This window comes from Oxalicibacterium sp., from assembly GCF_057353965.1.
Genome location: NZ_JBMQZD010000004.1, coordinates 245949 through 262080, shown reverse-complemented (window position 1 = coordinate 262080; position 16132 = coordinate 245949). Strand labels below are relative to the sequence as shown.

The window sequence follows — 16132 nt, the reverse complement described above, 5'->3', positions numbered from 1 at the left end:
TCATCAAGAATTATTAAGCGCTTAACCCAATGGTGCCTCCAGTCATCTTTCAACCAATGTTTTAGCATTGTTTTTTTTTAATAGATGCCGCGCAAATAACGCCAGCAAAAAACAGATCCCATCTCCCAATATTGTGACTAACCTTAGGGCGAGGCTTAGTCCGACTGCAACACTGCCGCCATAAAGCGGCGTCATAAAAGACAATAGAATTGCCTCCCGTACGCCAAGCCCCGCTGGTGCACCAGGCACTACATACCCAGCAATCCACGATAAAGCAAAAATGCCTGAGAGCATCAGCACGTGGTTGTTCGTAGCGCCAAAAATGAGTTTGGCCTGAAGATCCATTATCAGTCCCATGATAAGAAAGCTGCCAAGATAGGCAGACCAGCAGAAGAGCATTGTATGGAGACGAGGAAACTCAATACCATCACTGCCGAAATAGCGCTTGCCATATCTCAACAAAAAAAAGTTACAAAGCCAAACCACGAGCCACGGCAACAACATGGAGAAAACTGCCGCCGCTATAAGAATAGAGAGTGAAATATCGTTAGCACGGTGCGCTTCATAACTGAAATAAACTAACCCTGACAACGCAACGCACGATGCAGCACTTACGCTCCATAGAAATTCATTCAACATCGAATGGCCTGTGGTGCGGGCAGGAATACCGGCTGCTTTTGCCAAGACAACCCGCCCCACATGATGTCCAACATTCCCTGGCAGATATTTTCCAAATTGAGCTAACGCGTATATGCCTAATGTTCTGCCCAACTCAAACCGTATCCCAAAGTCCTTTAAAATCCGCTGCCAAATTATGGCCCCAAGGGAAATATTCACGATCCACAATAAAATACAGATGCCAAACACCGCAATATTGTCAATTGCCCATATGCTCGACGGAATATCGTGAATGTATTTACTTGCATAGTCCAGAAAATACACTCCAGACATCAAGGCCACTGCAATGCTTGCCAAGCGCCATAACGCTTTCATTGTCATTATTTATGTGCCACCGCAATCAAGTTGACACTAGGTGACACATCACGTGCAATCATGAGATCTGATTCATTGAAACTAAATGGGCCCGCATTTTTTTGTGCTGCCTGTTTATTCTGGTTAGCCAGACGTTTCAACATCTTTAGCCCTCCAATTCGCATAGCTTCCGGCAGAAACGGTAACGTAATCGGAAGCGTTAACCACATCAACTTTTTTGTGCGTTTTATCTCCAGGTCTAACACGGACTGTTTCCCGCCCATGCGAAGTATATTAATGGTAGAAAAATAAGATCCCAACGCATGGCCCAAGCCTTCTTCATCGTACTCGTGTACATGCCACATATTCCAAGGTTTTTGACCTGGAAAAAGACGAGTGGATCGATCAGGAGTTGCACACACGAACACCCCCCCCGGCTTCAATACTCGACGGATTTCCGATAAATACGGTCCGACATCCTCTATATGTTCTATAACTTGAAATGAGAGGACAGTATCAAAACTAGAGTCGTCGAATGGAAGCGGCGCAAGGTCGGCACGTTCAATTTTTTGATACGTCAAATTATTGGCAACGTAATTTGTTTGAGCATATTCGATAGCCTCTGCAGCAATATCTACTCCAATAATATTGTCACATGATGATGCTATACGATGCGTTCCATAACCACTGCCGCATCCATAATCAAGAATCTTCTTTCCATGCACAAATTCAGCCGCAAAGTTGTACGTCGCAATATGAAACAAATATATAAGAAAGTTTTGTGGTGAACTATGGTAGAACTCTTCGACCATCCGCTCGCCTGTTGGCTCTAATTCCATTAATGATCTCCATAAGAATCTTCGCAACTCGGCAATTTTTTATTAGCCAAGTTTTATAATTGAAATTATTTCGGCATAACACCCATAGGCTTTTTTGCCAGTAAAAGATAGCCGGTCCCCCAATCTTTGAAACGACTATGATGCTGAAGTAGTAAAGCAAGGCGCATAGCCATTAGTCCTGGAAAACTTTTAAGAATAGGATATAGTCGCGATTCTGCATCTCGCTCCACACCACTTCGATCATTATTAGTTGCACGTACCGCTGATGATTCTCCATTCAAGTTTCGCGCGTGTACTCGCGCCCTTAGCGGCAACAACAGATTGGATAATGGAAAGCCGTAAGTCTCAATTTTTTCAATCTCAAATCCAACAACCATCATCAGATCTTTAATTTGTTGCATTTCATAGCGCCGATAATGTCCGGCCCATACATCGGATGACGTCCACTTTTTCATATGAGCTGGCACCGATATCAATATCGTTCCACCCGGTTTTATCCAACGATACCAATCTACCAATGCCTTCTGATCGAACTCAATGTGCTCCAAAACTTCAAAAGCAAACACATAGTCAAACTTATCATTCCAGTCACACTTTGCTTCCTTATGAAAGGTGACATTTTCACCGTTAACATGTGTAGCCACCTCCAACGCAGCGGATGATGTTTCCAACGCCTCACATATGAACTTCCGTTGGCTCAGCTCATACAAAATTGTTCCAGCGCCACACCCAATCTCAAGAAGCCGACCAGGTCGACAACCGTCCATCAAGCGCAATATTCTGTCCCTTCTTAAGAGAAAACTGGGCGCCGGAACCCATGCTTTTTCCGTAACACTGAGACCGTATAACGGGTGATATTCCATAAGGTAGCTTTATACCGATTTGTTCATATTTATAAGCTCCAGCCAACGCAATCCCAAGGACGCAGGAACGATCTGACGTCTAAACTGTTCATGCATACCTTCGGCCGCCACAGTACGGACAGCCTCACGAACGGCATCCAGCAGCGCTGTGGAATCCGATGGTGGGACAAGCCACACGCCTACACTTCCTGGTTCTATCAATTCTCTTATAGCTGCAGAATCGCGGGTAATAAGGGGCTTACCACTCATCAGTATCTGAAACACTTTATTGGGAATAACAAGCGAAGCTTTCTCGGTATTCCCAAATATTCCTAGACAAACAGAAGCACGTTGGAGCCAATTGCTTAGCTCGGAATATTTTGCCCAAGGAATCCACGTTAAACGTGGAATAGGGCTGGTATCAAGCATGGAACGTATCCATTTCGCCTCTTGACCAGTGCCAATAATCACCCAATCAATATCGTCCTGCTGCGCAGCTCGCGCAGCCTTGATGATGGTTTCGATTCCATGCAAGGGAATAAATTGACCATAAAAAACAACGATAGGCACGGCATTCGATATTTTCGTTGATAGCGGTGGAAACACCTCAGGCTCTGCTCCAACGAAGATCGCCGCCGTTTTCTGTACAGGCAATTGGAATGTCCGCACAAAATAGTCGGCGTGAGCACGGGTGTCCAAAACCACACGATTCACAGCCCGGCAGGCCAACCATTCCAACATCCATAGCAGCCGCGCTAGCGGGTTACGTGGCGAAAGCATTCGCCGATCTTCCACTACGGTGTTATACAGCGATAAAAACGCATCCCATATGATAGGGACACCGCGAAGCCGTGCGAATGGCCACAAAATTAATACATCTAAATGGCCTAAATAGCTGACAACAACCGCATCATGTTTAGGAAGACGAAGAAAACGCCAGATAAGAAATGGGTAGCTCGCTAACCATTTCAGTAATAACATTAACCGACGCCACCCGCCCTTTACTTGGCTTTTATCCTCAATTGCACCCCACACGTTTGTGTGACACTCTGAAACTGTTACACCATTCTCAATTAAACCTCGGCGTAAAATTCTGACTCGGGGCTTCCCCTCGTCATAAGTCCCCCACATCACAATATGCATGAGTTACTGCCACTCCTGAAGTTCGGTTGTAGCAGTCATCCGAGTTACAGGCAAATGCCCTACTTGTTGCTCCTCTTTTTCCCGCAAGCGAATTCGCACATCCTCTATCAACTTGCGATTTGCGGCCAGCAAATCGGCAATGATCGCGACCAACAAGGTCTGAAAACCGGCTCCGAGGAATATCGCAGCAAGAATTACTGACTGTACGTGTCCATCGCCATCGCCATTAATATAGTGATATACAAATCGCAAGCCCAACAAAGTACCAACACTAAACAGCATCGCTCCGATTGCTCCCAAAAAACGGAACGGCCGATAGATAATAAAAATACGAATGATGGTGATAACGCTACGTTTGATATAAGACGGAATGCTTTTTACCAAACGAGAGGGACGCAAGTCTTCATTGACTCGAATAGGCACTGACACAATGGACATGTTTTTCTGCCCTGCCTGAATAATCGTCTCCAACGTATAGGTATAATCATTGAAGACCATCAAACGCTGCGCTGCAGAGCGACTCATTGCACGAAAACCACTTGGCGCATCAGGGATATCAGTATTACTCGCCACGCGAACAACCCAGCTTCCTAGCTTTTGCAGCATCTTCTTGATGGGCGAAAAGTGCTCGATCGTCTCGATCGGACGCGCACCTACCACGATGTCAGCGCGGCGTTCCAGAATGGGCGCAGTCAAGGCGGGAATATCGTCCGCGTTGTACTGGTTATCTGCATCAGTATTGACGATGACATCCGCACCTAGATGAAGGCAAGCGTCCAATCCTGTCATGAAACCACGGGCCAATCCTTGATTACAGGTATGACGGACGATATGATCAACCCCATTCTCACGAGCCACGTGAACCGTATCATCCTTGCTACCATCATCGATGATCAACCATTCCACTACATCGAATCCCGGGACCTTTCGCGGCAACGCAGACAACGCAATAGATAGTGTTTGCGCCTCATTGAAACAGGGAATTTGGATGATAAGTTTCAAAATTTCCTCCCCTTATTTTTGAAACCGCCATTCTAGTTATCTAGAGGATAGGTGCAAGAAAATTCTTGCATCTATGAAAAACTATTCCGAGGAAACAGTTTTTCTTTCAATAACTCGGCACTCTGCTTCCAAGTCAGCCATGGCATGTTTTCCGAGCTGGGGGCTAATCCTTGTTTATGTAATTGCAACCAGTTCTCAATCGCAATCGCCAAATCTTCAGACTCCGTACCCGAAAAATAAAATGCGTGATTCTGCGCGACCTCTCGGAAAACTGGAATATCACGAACAATAAGAGGTTTTTTATGTTGTGCAGCCTCTATCAGAGGCAATCCAAACCCTTCGCCCTCGCTCGCAGCAATTAGGCAATCGCTGCATGAATAAATTTTCTCCAAATATTCATCGCTGATACCTTCCAGCCAGAACAACCTATGTCCCAATTCAATATGCGACTGTAGATCTGCCACTAGAGGCTCTACCAACCAACCTTTTTTCCCAACAATAACCAAATTTACATCTTCATAGTGTTGCCAAAGACGTTCAAATGCCTTCAACATCTGCGCATGTCCTTTACGAGGCTCCAACGTACCCACCGTCAAAAATGTCGTCCGCTTTGCCAACTTACTCAAAACATCCGATGCATCATCTGGGACGCCCCGCGTCGGAGCGCTATTCTGCATATCCGCTCCTAGATGAAAACTTTGAACGTTCGGCAAAATTTGGCGCTTAGGTGGATTCTGTCTCAACCACTCATGTACCTCATCTGCAACGGAAGCAGAAATACAAAGTAAGCCCGATGCAACATCACAAATATTTCGTAGCCAGCTCTCAAAAATCTGACTGATGCCCTTGACCCACCACTCAGGATGATGAATTAATAAAAGATCATAAACAATAAAATAAAGCTGCACGCCTCTTCTTCTTAACACTTGATGATATGGATGTGCCAAGGAAGCCAAATGTGCATTCAAATCTAACGCCAGATAGATGTCATCTTGGTGAAACTCAACAATTTCATCTTCACCTTCCCATAGTGAGTGTTCTGCAATCTTGGAGACAAAATGATTGGCATATCTATAATTGCCTGCATCATCAAAATAAATCGGCCTTACAGCAACATTATCTGGCGGTGATGAAAGTAATGCCAGCAACAAACTTCGTACCACTCGTTGAATTCCTGATTTCACATCCTCTCGGACAAGAACAGAAATATCTAATAAAACTTCCCGACTTCTCGCAAGAGGCAAATTAAATGTGATGCATTCTGCAATTTCCGCAAGTTCCTCTTCACCGATCTCATTAATCTTTGGGGTCTGCATTATCGAGCTTATGAGCGATTTCGAATCATTCGGAGAAACTCTATTGCCAGCTGAAGACTTCAAATCTCCGAGCGCCTTAATCGCCTTTCTTGCGCAATCGTCCCATGAGAATTTTTGGGATTGAACCATCCCGTTTTGACGAAGTCTCTCCCGGAACAATACGTCCGAAAGCGCTCTATTCATTTTTTGGGAAATGGCAACAGCGGAATCCGGATCAAATAACGCCTCTTCACACCCAATCACCTCAGGGATGCTTGTCGCATTAGATCCAACCACCGGAGCTCCACACGTCATCGCCTCCAAAACAGGCAAGCCGAATCCCTCATGCTTCGATGGAAACACAAATAATGTCGCTTCGGAATATAGTTTCACAAGATCTTCATCTTGGAGATAATCCGTCAATATCAGCTCATCGTCCTTTAAGCCTGTACTTTTTCTAATTTTCTCTAGACGGTTTTTATTCTCTTCCGTCATTTTGCTGGCAATCACCAGTTGATGGTCAGATCGTATTTCTGGTGTCAATAAGCTATACGCTTGAATCAGATTCTCAATGTTTTTTCTCGGATCAAATCCGCCAGGAGCACATAGCACCATCTTTTTGGAAATACCAAGCCGTTGTAGTAGGGGGAAAGTTTTTTCCCGAGAATAGATCCGAAATCTTTCATCTATAGCCGTAGAAATAGAGACAACTTTACTAGGCGCAATTCCTAACGTTTCAATTGCCTCTTGACAGGAATAATCAGATATTGCGAGTAGCAGCCCAGCATTTTTTAGATATTGGATTTTTTGTCGATAAAAATTTCTGTGAGCATCCGTATTCAGATAAGCCTTCGGATTTAATAACGGGATCAGGTCATACAAAATAACAGCTGTATTCCCGCCGTCACAAAAAGCTCCCACCGAAGCCACAGCATCATCGGATATCCCCTCAAACAGACTTGTTATCAGTACGGCATCGGGGTCCATCCGTTGAATAAAGTCTTCCCTAATTTTTTCTGCAACCCGGCTACGCACTAAATTTTTTGGATCAACTTCAGCTAATGGAGCAGGCACATCAAAAATGCGAATATTTTCCCTAGAAATCAATCCCGAGAAAGCTTGGAATAACTCCTCAATATTTTCATGCAAACGACCGTTCAGCACGATAAAAACCTCATGTGCTGTGGCCTGTTTCGCAATTGCCCGTGCCAGAGAAAGAGAATAACGGCCGATACCCCTATAGCGACTTTCGGTTTGTGCTCCTTGCAAATCAATCACTATACGCATTAATTACTTCCCTGTTTTCCCTGAATACCGGTTTTAAGTTGCGCGTATATTTGCTGGCCACGGGGAGACAAATTTTCTACGCTAATACGTCTTGACTGATGAGGAGAGGCATATACTCTTATCATCATCATTCTCAACCAATGCCTCTGAGTGGGTAGGTGATTTAATATACGCATCACAACACGTCTAAGTGCTGGCCTACAATTGATATACAACGCTATATGTATTAACAGCGTCTTAAGTCTTGCTTTCACGCCATCCCCATCATTTCCAATATATCTTTTACAGTTGGCTAGGCCTGCCTAATTTTTTAACCACACTAACAATTCTTCTGAGTGGGGCCGTAAGCCTCCATAAAATACTATTGCGTATCGTGTCTAATACTCTTTCAACTTGTTGTACCCTAGCCTCAATCTCCCCTATCTTAGACAACATTTTCCGATCATATTCCGAAGCAAGCATTTCCAACGTTACGCCATATCTCCTTTCAAAAAATTCCGCATTTCTCTCAAGGACGTCAGCGTTCGCCATCTTCTGAGCCACAATGGCATAATCTGGGCTTACTCCCTCCAAAACCGTCAGCAAATTTGTATGTTTATCGTTTACCGATTCCGGTTCTTGTAAACGCAATACGTTCACTTTTTTATAGCCATAATATTCTGGCAAAAATGCGAGAAGCTGCGAAGGAATGGGCCGTTGATGTGTCGGGTCTAAATAAAAAGAGGCCGTACCAACCACAATGTTTTCTGGGTTAGGTGTTTCAAGAATTAATAGTCCTCCCGGTTTTAAAACACGCAAGGCTTCTTGTACCAATAATTGCAAATTTGAAAAACAGATATGCTCCACAATATGAAAACCTGAGACAACGAGTTGACTCTCATTTGGCAATTTTTTTAGAAATGCAATGGCATCACCAGATTCGACATTTAGGCCCAATTGACGGCAACCGGCGAGCATTTCCTCATCCAGATCTACTCCTCGCGCATCAAATCCAGCAGACTGCATAAGTTCCAGCCACTCCCCCCTTCCACAGCCAAGATCTACTATTGAGGACTGAGAATATAAGCCCTGCAACGGGAGGACAAAGGGCAAATACACCTTCAAACGAGAAATAATCAAGTCACGCGAACCCCGATACCTATCCTCAAATTCCCTATAAAAAGAATCACTCATCGCTTCACCTCAACAACCGGCGCTAACCAGTTACATCCCACAAATTCTTGACGATCATAGTTAACAACGGTAAATAGAAATGCTAAATCACGCCACTCATAGTTGTCCTGCAAATGTGTATCAGCATTAGTCAAAGCCGTTGCTACAGAATAGTTGCCACTTCCAAGATTGGCAGAAAAAGTAAAGCGATACTCTATTGATTCCCCTTCCCTTACTTCGTTTAGAGGGATTCTCATATGATGAGTATTGGTACCGAACATAGGTTGCCCCAATCTGTCCTTGATCATGTAACCTAAAACGAGGCAAGGAATAGGGGCATGCGCTTTAATCTTGACAAAAAGAGTGACTAGTTGACCTACATTTATTGATTCAATTCGCTGTCCCTTATCATTCAATAGCTCAATCTTTTCAACAGTTGCTTCCCCTGTTCCAGAGGTAGTCTGCACTCTTCCGTCGTCTATTCTTCCGCGTACTATTTGATCTTCTTTCTCGGCAAGAAGCGCATTGTAGTAGTCCATTACTGCTTCAGGCTTTCCCTCCATCGCCAATTTTCCACTATCGAGCAAAATGGCACGGTCACATATAGACTGGATGGCTGCCTTATCATGCGACACGATCAACAGCGTAGTACCTTGTTTACGGAACTCACGTATGCGGTCAAAGCTTTTGTGTTGAAAATAAGTATCCCCCACCGACAAAGCCTCATCTACGATCAATACATCGGGGCGGACTGCCGTGGCTACACTAAATGCCAGACGTACCTGCATACCGCTAGAGTAGACTCGTACCGGCTGGTCAATGTAGTCACCAATTTCAGCGAAGGCCTCTATTTCTGGCATAAGAGATAGGACTTCCTCGGCGGTCATGCCCAACAGTTGACCTGCCATGATAGCGTTCTGACGTCCAGTAAAATCCGGATGGAATCCCATGCCCAGTTCGAGCAGTGCCGCAACTCGCCCCATCATCTGCACCCTACCGGTGGTTGGATGGGTAGTACCAACGATCATCTTCAGTAGCGTGCTCTTACCTGCTCCATTTATACCAATGATGCCAACAGCCTCCCCGGAAAGCACGCTGAAATCCAAGTTTTGTAGTACCCAATGTAGTTGATGATGAGGCTTACGACGCGGGTCCAACCATTCGATCAAACGCGACCAGCGTGTTGGATACTGCTTGTAAGCCTTACCAAGATTGGTGACAGTAATAGTACCCATCAGAGTTCATCCACCATTTCGCCAGCATGCTTACGGAACAACCACAATCCGAGAAAACACAGTAGTAACGCCCAAACCAGAACTGGGACAAGCTGCACCCATTGCGGCCATGCATCATGCACCATGATGGTCTGGTAGGCATTGATTATTGGCGTCATCGGATTCAGCATCACCAACCGCCGTACCCACTCCGGCAAACTTGTCAACGGATAGACAATGGGGGTCAGCCAGAACCAGAACTGCAGAACAATGCCAAAAAGTTGCCCCACATCCCGGAAGAATACGTTCAGCACGCCAATGACCATACCCAGACCAAGCGCAAAAAGGATCTGCACGCACAGAATCGGCAGCACTGCAAAAAATGGCCAACCGGGGAAATTACCTGAAGCAATCAGGAAACAGGTGAACAATCCAAAAATGATTGCGAAGTTGATGCAGGCATTGAGCACGACAATCACAGGCAATGCAATGCGCGGAAAACTGAGTTTCTTCATCAAATTTGCATTGTCGATGAACATGTTCTGGCAACGTGCCACCATTTCGGTGAACAACCCCCATGTCAGAATTCCCGCACACAGAAAGATGCTGTAACCAAAGGCGGTGTCCACGCCAGGCAAGCGCGCCCGCATCACATTAGCGAAGATCAGCGTATACACCAGTATCTGTGCTAGCGGCTGCAATACCAGCCATGAAACTCCAAGCATGGAATTACGGTAACGAGAAGCGAATTCGCGCTTGACGCTACCGAGGATGAAGCCGCGGAAACGGTAAATATCGGAAAGGTAGGGAACCATGTGCTCAGGCTGCGGATTGAATCATGTCCCGTGCGAGATGATTCGCAAGAAGGGCTTCCACTTCGGCCACACGCTGCGTGACCAGGCTGGCATCGCCTTTCGCTTCGATGTTCAGCCGCAACAGCGGTTCGGTGTTAGAACTACGCAAGTTCAAACGCCAGTCTGAAAATTCCAGACTGAGACCGTCCGTCGTGTCTTCCTTCGGATACGCTTTTGCGTAGTGCGCATGCACCGCCCGTATCGCTTCGCGTGCATCGATTACCTTGTAATTGATCTCTCCACTACAAGGATAGGCGTGGATGCGTTCGCCGACGAGTTGCGACAAAGGTTTGCCACTGCGACTGAGCAGTTCAGCTACTAGCAACCACGGAATCATGCCGCTGTCGCAATATGCAAAATCGCGGAAATAATGATGGGCGCTCATCTCGCCGCCGTAGATGGCATTTTCCGCACGCATGCGTTCCTTGATGAAGGCGTGGCCGGTCTTGCTCTGTATTGCAATGCCACCAGAACGCTGGACGATATCGATGGTGTTCCACGTCAAACGTGGATCATGGATGATCTTTTCGCCCGGATGCTTGCGCAGAAAGGCTTCAGCCAGCAGGCCTACGATGTAATAACCTTCAATGAACTCACCGTTTTCGTCGAACAAAAAGCAGCGATCGAAATCGCCGTCCCACGCGATACCCATGTCGGCCTTGGTAGTCTTGACCGCTTGGGCTGTGGCAGCACGATTTTCCGGTAGCAGCGGATTAGGAATGCCGTTGGGGAAGGTGCCGTCCGGTTCATGATGCACCTTGATGAAGGTGATCGGAACGGCGCGGACGCGAAATGCTTCTTCCAGCGCATCAATGACGTGGCCGGCTGCGCCGTTGCCGGCGTTGACGACAAGCTTGAGCGGCTTGATGGCTGTAGCATCAATGTAGCCGAGCAGATGCTCGATGTATGGCGCCAGTATCGATTGGCCAGTCAACGTGCCCTTCTTCGGTGCCGGTGCGAAGTTGCCCATTTCGGCCAGTGCCTGAATGTCCTTCAGTCCCGTATCCCCACTGATCGGCTGCGCACCACGACGCACCAACTTCATGCCGTTGTAGTCGATGGGATTGTGACTGGCGGTAATCTCTATGCCGCCGTCTACATCGAGATGAAAAGCGGCGAAATAGATTTCTTCCGTTCCGCTCATGCCGATGTCAATGACATCGGCACCAGCATCCATCAGCCCTTGTGCCAATGCTTGCTTCAGCGATTCACTGGAGAGGCGAATATCGCCGCCAACCGCTACACGTTTTGCGCCCAAGAATTGTGCGAAAGCACGACCAATACGATAGGCGATGTCTTCGTTGAGCTCCTCGCCCAGACGCCCACGGATATCATAAGCCTTGAAGCATGTCAGCGCTGCCATCAGACACGCCCGTAGTTATCCTGGAAGCGGACGATGTCATCTTCCCCGAGGTACTCGCCGCTCTGCACCTCGATCATGACCAGGTCCAACACACCGGGGTTTTCCAGTCGGTGTTTATGCCCTGCCGGGATGTACGTGGATTCATTTGTATTGACGAACAGTTCGCGATCGCCATTGACCACTTTTGCCATACCGCTGACGATGATCCAGTGCTCGCTGCGATGGTGGTGCATCTGCAGACTAAGGCTCGCACCCGGCTTGACCTCGATACGCTTGATCTTGAAGTTGCTGCCTTCTTCCAGCACCGTATAGGTGCCCCATGGACGATGCACCGTACGATGGTAATTGGCGGTAGCATGGGACTGAAGCTTGAGCTGTTTGACGACACCTTTGACATCCTGCGCACGGGAATTGTGTGCAACTAGCAGCGCATCTGGCGTATCGATTACCAACAGGTTGTCGATGCCGATACCGGCCACGATGCGGGAATCACTCTGGATATAGCAATTTTCCGTATCGACGAGCAAGGTTTCGCCGTTGACCCTGTTGCCCTTGGCATCCGGTGAAACCAACTCGGCAAGAGCGCTCCAGGAACCGATGTCGCTCCAGTCGAAATCCGCCGCAATGACGGCGACTTTCGAAGCACGTTCCATTACGGCATAGTCGATGGAGATGTCCGGGCATTGCGCAAAACTGTCCGCATGCAACATGACCGGCGCGATATCGAGACTGCTTTCAGTCATTGTGCGTTCTACTGCTGCTAATACATCCGGAGCATGCTCGCGCAAGGCGGCAATCATCGTTCCTGCCGCGAAGCAGAACATGCCGGAATTCCAGCTGAAACGTTTCGAAGCGATATAGGATTCAGCGGTTTGCAGATCCGGCTTCTCGACAAAGCGAGCAACCTGGCGTGCGACACTTCCTTCAATGCTGTCGCCACCCTCTATATAGCCGTATCCCGTTTCTGGCCGCGTGGGTTCCACGCCAAAGGTGACTAGCCAGCCCTTTCGTGCCAGTTCGACAGCCTCAGCAACAGATCGAGAAAACACTTCCTCGTTGCCGATCAGGTGATCGGCCGGCAGCACCAGGAGAACCGTATCCTCGCCGTATTGTTGCGCGGCCTGCAATGCTGCCGCGGCAACGGCGGGAGCCGTATTACGGCCGGCGGGTTCCAGCAAGTAATCGTGATCGACGTTCACGCCGGCCGCCTCATATTCGTCACGGGTCAGAAAATAGTATTCTTTGTTCGTTACCGTCAGAATGCGTTGAACATCTTTCAGCCCCGCGGCACGCTGCAAGGCCTTGCGCAGCAACGTCGCACCGTCCGGCAGTTTGATAAATGGCTTAGGTAAAGTTTCGCGCGAAACGGGCCATAGCCTCGAACCTGCGCCACCTGACATGATTACGGGGAGAAACATTCAATTGCCTCAGTAGAATTCAAAAAACCCGCCATTCTATATTCACAGCAGAAATAAACACTCTCATGAATATGGGAGGGATTATATTGCCAATCAGTCACTTCCAAACAGATCGCGTGTATAGACCTTATCCTTTACATCCATCAATGGCGTGTCCAATCTATTGGCCACGATCACATCCGCCTCTCGCTTGAATGCCGCCAAATCCTGCACAACTCTAGACCGGAAGAATTCGTCTTCCTGCAAAACGGGTTCGTAGACGATCACTTCTATGCCCTTGGCCTTAATGCGCTTCATGATCCCCTGGATGCTGGAAGCGCGGAAATTGTCTGAGCCGGCTTTCATGATCAGGCGATAGATACCCACGACCTTTGGGTTCATCCGGACGATGGAATCGGCGACGAAATCCTTGCGCGTCGTGTTGGAATCCACGATCGCCCGCATCAAGGTCTGCGGCACATCGCGATAGTTCGCCAGTAGCTGTTTCGTATCCTTGGGCAGGCAGTAGCCGCCGTAACCGAACGATGGATTGTTGTAGTGGTTTCCAATACGCGGATCCAGCGAGACGCCTTCGATGATCTGGCGCGTATCCAGTCCATGCGTGGCGGCGTAGCTGTCCAGTTCGTTGAAATAAGCCACTCGCATCGCAAGGTAGGTATTCGAGAAGAGTTTGACGGCCTCGGCCTCGGTGGAATCCGTGAACAGGACAGGAACGTCCTTCTTGACCGCACCTTCCAGCAGCAGATCGGCAAAAACTTTCGCGCGTTCGGAGCGCTCGCCGACGATGATGCGCGACGGGTAAAGATTGTCGTATAGCGCCTTGCCTTCCCGCAGGAATTCCGGGGAAAAGACGATGTTGTCACTGCCCGTTTTGGTTTTGATCGCAGCGGTATAACCGACCGGAACGGTGGACTTGATCACCATAACGGCCTGCGGATTGACGGCCATCACATCGGCGATCACCGATTCGACGGAGCTGGTATTGAAGTAGTTAGTTTCAGTATCGTAGTCGGTCGGCGTGGCGATCACGACGAAATCTGCACCTGCGTAGGCTTCCCTCTTATCCAGCGTCGCCTTCAAATCCAGATTGCGATTCTTCAGGAAATCCTCGATCTCGGTATCAATGATCGGGGATTCATGGCGATTAATTAGTGCAACACGTTCGGAATTAATGTCAATTGCGACCACCTCGTGGTGCTGCGCCAGCAAAACGGCGTTCGACATCCCCACATAACCTGTGCCGGCTACGGCTATTTTCAATTTAGTCTCCGGCATACAAATAATCCACTACTGCCTACTTCCACCTCATTTGTTTTTTGTTAGGAATTGAGGAATGGAAAGCTTCTAGGTGCAGCGATTCTGCCACAAGCCCATGCCTTTTTGTTATCTATTTACATCCGGTCACAGGAACACTCTTCCGCTCTGGAAAGTGCTTGCCTATTTGCAAAGAAAAAGGGATTAGCTAAAAGATGGGAAATTGAAACGCACAGTAAACGTACTGCCCTGCTCCGGCTCTGATTCAATCGCCAGCGCAGCGCCATGACGCAACAGTACGTGCTTGACGATCGCCAGCCCCAAGCCGGTGCCCTGCGTTTCGCGGGAGCGGCTCTTGTCGACGCGGTAGAAACGTTCGGTCAGGCGCGCGATATGTTCGGCGCTGATACCGATGCCGTCGTCCCGGACGGAGAATTCCGGGCCGGCTTCGCCGTTTTTCCATGCGATATCTATATGGCCGCCTTCCGGCGTATAGCGCACGGCATTGGAAACAAGATTGCTGAAGGCGCTGCGCAGCTCGTCGCTGCTGCCCTGCACGTCCGGTCCGTCGACAGACAACGAAATCGTATGGCGGCCGCCGGATAGCGCTCTGGCTTCCTGCAGAATCTGCTCCAGCAGATTGGGGATGTTGACGGGTTCGGCGCGCAGCGGATAGTCAATCGATTCCAGCCGCGTCAGCGTCAGCATGTCCTCGACCAGATTCTGCATACGCTGGCCCTGCTCGATCATCAGCTTCAGATGCGCCATGCGCGTTTCCTGCGCAAGGTCCGGCTGGCTATAGGCGATTTCCAGGAAGCCGTTGATAACGGTCAGCGGCGTACGCAGTTCGTGCGAGGCGTTGGCAATGAAGTCGCGGCGCATCATCTCGATGCGTTCGGACTCGGTCGCGTCGTGCGTGACGAGAATCTGGCGGCGGTTCTCGAACGGGATGATCTGCACGATCAGCTTGCGGTCGCGCAGAGAGAGCGTCAACGGCTGTTCGTAACGGCCGAGGATAATGTAGTCGATGAAATCCGGGCTGCGGATCAGGTTCGTCACCCGCATACCCTTGTCGCGGCTGTTGTTCAGACCCAGATGCCGCTCGGCGGCAGGATTGCACCATTCGAGGAACAGCACGTCGTCCATGATAGCGACGCCGTCCGGCAGCAGGCTCATCGCCTGGCGAAAGCGTGCCAGCCACTCGCTCAGCTCGGCGCGGTTGCGTTCGTCGTCGCGGCGCAGCTTGTACAGGCGGGAAAAAATGTCGGTCCAGGCGCCCCAGCCGTCCGGCAGCTTTTCGCTGTCGGGGCGATCAAGCCAGCCGGAGAGCAGGTACAGGTAGTTGAGCTGGACAAGTATCAGCGCGATCGCGCAGAAAAGTCCCACAGCCAACCCTGCGACCGGGCCGAAGAACCAACCGACAACGGCTGCACCAGCCAGGACGAGGCAAAGCCGTAGCGCAGCAGGCACCCAGAACAGCAACTGTGGACTCATGGA

At 48.7% G+C, this 16132-nt stretch carries 13 protein-coding genes; all 13 read right to left on the bottom strand.

Going from position 1 to position 16132, the window contains the following annotated elements:
• Window positions 1-42: 42 nt before the first annotated feature.
• The 13 genes from ACO1VH_RS07645 to phoR all read right to left on the bottom strand — a co-directional run bounded on the left by ACO1VH_RS07645 (window position 43) and on the right by phoR (window position 16129).
• Complete coding sequence (locus tag ACO1VH_RS07645; RefSeq protein ID WP_486243908.1) at window positions 43-999, bottom strand: lysylphosphatidylglycerol synthase domain-containing protein; 957 nt, start codon at window positions 997-999, stop codon at window positions 43-45.
• Window positions 999-1811, bottom strand: a complete 813-nt coding sequence (locus ACO1VH_RS07640; protein WP_486243907.1) for a class I SAM-dependent methyltransferase — start codon at window positions 1809-1811, stop codon at window positions 999-1001. Before ACO1VH_RS07640 ends, ACO1VH_RS07645 begins: the two co-directional genes overlap by 1 nt.
• Window positions 1812-1876: 65 nt before the next feature.
• The gene (locus ACO1VH_RS07635) at window positions 1877-2674 is read right to left on the bottom strand and encodes a class I SAM-dependent methyltransferase (RefSeq protein WP_486243906.1); all 798 of its coding nucleotides are present in this window, start codon (window positions 2672-2674) and stop codon (window positions 1877-1879) included.
• 9 nt (window positions 2675-2683) lie between these two features.
• On the bottom strand, window positions 2684-3634 hold the full coding sequence (locus ACO1VH_RS07630) for a glycosyltransferase (RefSeq protein ID WP_486243905.1): 951 nt from the start codon (window positions 3632-3634) through the stop codon (window positions 2684-2686).
• A 165-nt stretch (window positions 3635-3799) separates the two neighbouring features.
• On the bottom strand, window positions 3800-4798 hold the full coding sequence (locus ACO1VH_RS07625) for a glycosyltransferase family 2 protein (protein WP_486243904.1): 999 nt from the start codon (window positions 4796-4798) through the stop codon (window positions 3800-3802).
• 71 nt (window positions 4799-4869) lie between these two features.
• A complete protein-coding gene (locus tag ACO1VH_RS07620; RefSeq protein ID WP_486243903.1) occupies window positions 4870-7380 on the bottom strand; it encodes a glycosyltransferase family 4 protein in 2511 nt (836 codons plus the stop codon).
• A gap of 282 nt (window positions 7381-7662) precedes the next feature.
• Window positions 7663-8553 (bottom strand): class I SAM-dependent methyltransferase, encoded by an 891-nt coding sequence (locus ACO1VH_RS07615; protein ID WP_486243902.1) that lies wholly within the window; start codon window positions 8551-8553, stop codon window positions 7663-7665.
• Complete coding sequence (locus tag ACO1VH_RS07610; protein ID WP_486243901.1) at window positions 8550-9767, bottom strand: ABC transporter ATP-binding protein; 1218 nt, start codon at window positions 9765-9767, stop codon at window positions 8550-8552. Before ACO1VH_RS07610 ends, ACO1VH_RS07615 begins: the two co-directional genes overlap by 4 nt.
• Window positions 9767-10561 carry an ABC transporter permease gene (locus tag ACO1VH_RS07605; RefSeq protein ID WP_486243900.1) on the bottom strand — a complete coding sequence of 265 codons (795 nt, stop codon included), beginning with the start codon at window positions 10559-10561 and terminating at the stop codon, window positions 9767-9769. The genes ACO1VH_RS07610 and ACO1VH_RS07605 overlap by 1 nt, the downstream gene beginning before the upstream one ends.
• 4 nt (window positions 10562-10565) lie before the next feature.
• Window positions 10566-11963 (bottom strand): phosphohexomutase domain-containing protein, encoded by a 1398-nt coding sequence (locus ACO1VH_RS07600; protein WP_486243899.1) that lies wholly within the window; start codon window positions 11961-11963, stop codon window positions 10566-10568.
• Window positions 11963-13381 (bottom strand): mannose-1-phosphate guanylyltransferase/mannose-6-phosphate isomerase, encoded by a 1419-nt coding sequence (locus ACO1VH_RS07595; protein ID WP_486243898.1) that lies wholly within the window; start codon window positions 13379-13381, stop codon window positions 11963-11965. Before ACO1VH_RS07595 ends, ACO1VH_RS07600 begins: the two co-directional genes overlap by 1 nt.
• Before the next feature lie 93 nt (window positions 13382-13474).
• Window positions 13475-14641 carry a nucleotide sugar dehydrogenase gene (locus ACO1VH_RS07590; protein ID WP_486243897.1) on the bottom strand — a complete coding sequence of 389 codons (1167 nt, stop codon included), beginning with the start codon at window positions 14639-14641 and terminating at the stop codon, window positions 13475-13477.
• A 198-nt stretch (window positions 14642-14839) separates the two neighbouring features.
• Window positions 14840-16129 (bottom strand): phosphate regulon sensor histidine kinase PhoR, encoded by a 1290-nt coding sequence (phoR, locus tag ACO1VH_RS07585; protein WP_486243896.1) that lies wholly within the window; start codon window positions 16127-16129, stop codon window positions 14840-14842.
• Between the last annotated feature and the right edge of the window lie 3 nt (window positions 16130-16132).

Bases quoted from the DNA above. Each gene is read 5' to 3' on its own strand.
- ACO1VH_RS07645 (WP_486243908.1), bottom strand. From the start codon at position 999: ATGACAATGAAAGCGTTATGGCGCTTGGCAAGCATTGCAGTGGCCTTG.
- ACO1VH_RS07610 (WP_486243901.1), bottom strand. From the start codon at position 9,767: ATGGGTACTATTACTGTCACCAATCTTGGTAAGGCTTACAAGCAGTAT.
- ACO1VH_RS07595 (WP_486243898.1), bottom strand. From the start codon at position 13,381: ATGTTTCTCCCCGTAATCATGTCAGGTGGCGCAGGTTCGAGGCTATGG.
- ACO1VH_RS07630 (WP_486243905.1), bottom strand. From the start codon at position 3,634: ATGTTATTACTGAAATGGTTAGCGAGCTACCCATTTCTTATCTGGCGT.
- phoR (WP_486243896.1), bottom strand. From the start codon at position 16,129: ATGAGTCCACAGTTGCTGTTCTGGGTGCCTGCTGCGCTACGGCTTTGC.
- ACO1VH_RS07615 (WP_486243902.1), bottom strand. From the start codon at position 8,553: ATGAGTGATTCTTTTTATAGGGAATTTGAGGATAGGTATCGGGGTTCG.
- ACO1VH_RS07600 (WP_486243899.1), bottom strand. From the start codon at position 11,963: ATGGCAGCGCTGACATGCTTCAAGGCTTATGATATCCGTGGGCGTCTG.
- ACO1VH_RS07635 (WP_486243906.1), bottom strand. From the start codon at position 2,674: ATGGAATATCACCCGTTATACGGTCTCAGTGTTACGGAAAAAGCATGG.
- ACO1VH_RS07605 (WP_486243900.1), bottom strand. From the start codon at position 10,561: ATGGTTCCCTACCTTTCCGATATTTACCGTTTCCGCGGCTTCATCCTC.
- ACO1VH_RS07640 (WP_486243907.1), bottom strand. From the start codon at position 1,811: ATGGAATTAGAGCCAACAGGCGAGCGGATGGTCGAAGAGTTCTACCAT.
- ACO1VH_RS07620 (WP_486243903.1), bottom strand. From the start codon at position 7,380: ATGCGTATAGTGATTGATTTGCAAGGAGCACAAACCGAAAGTCGCTAT.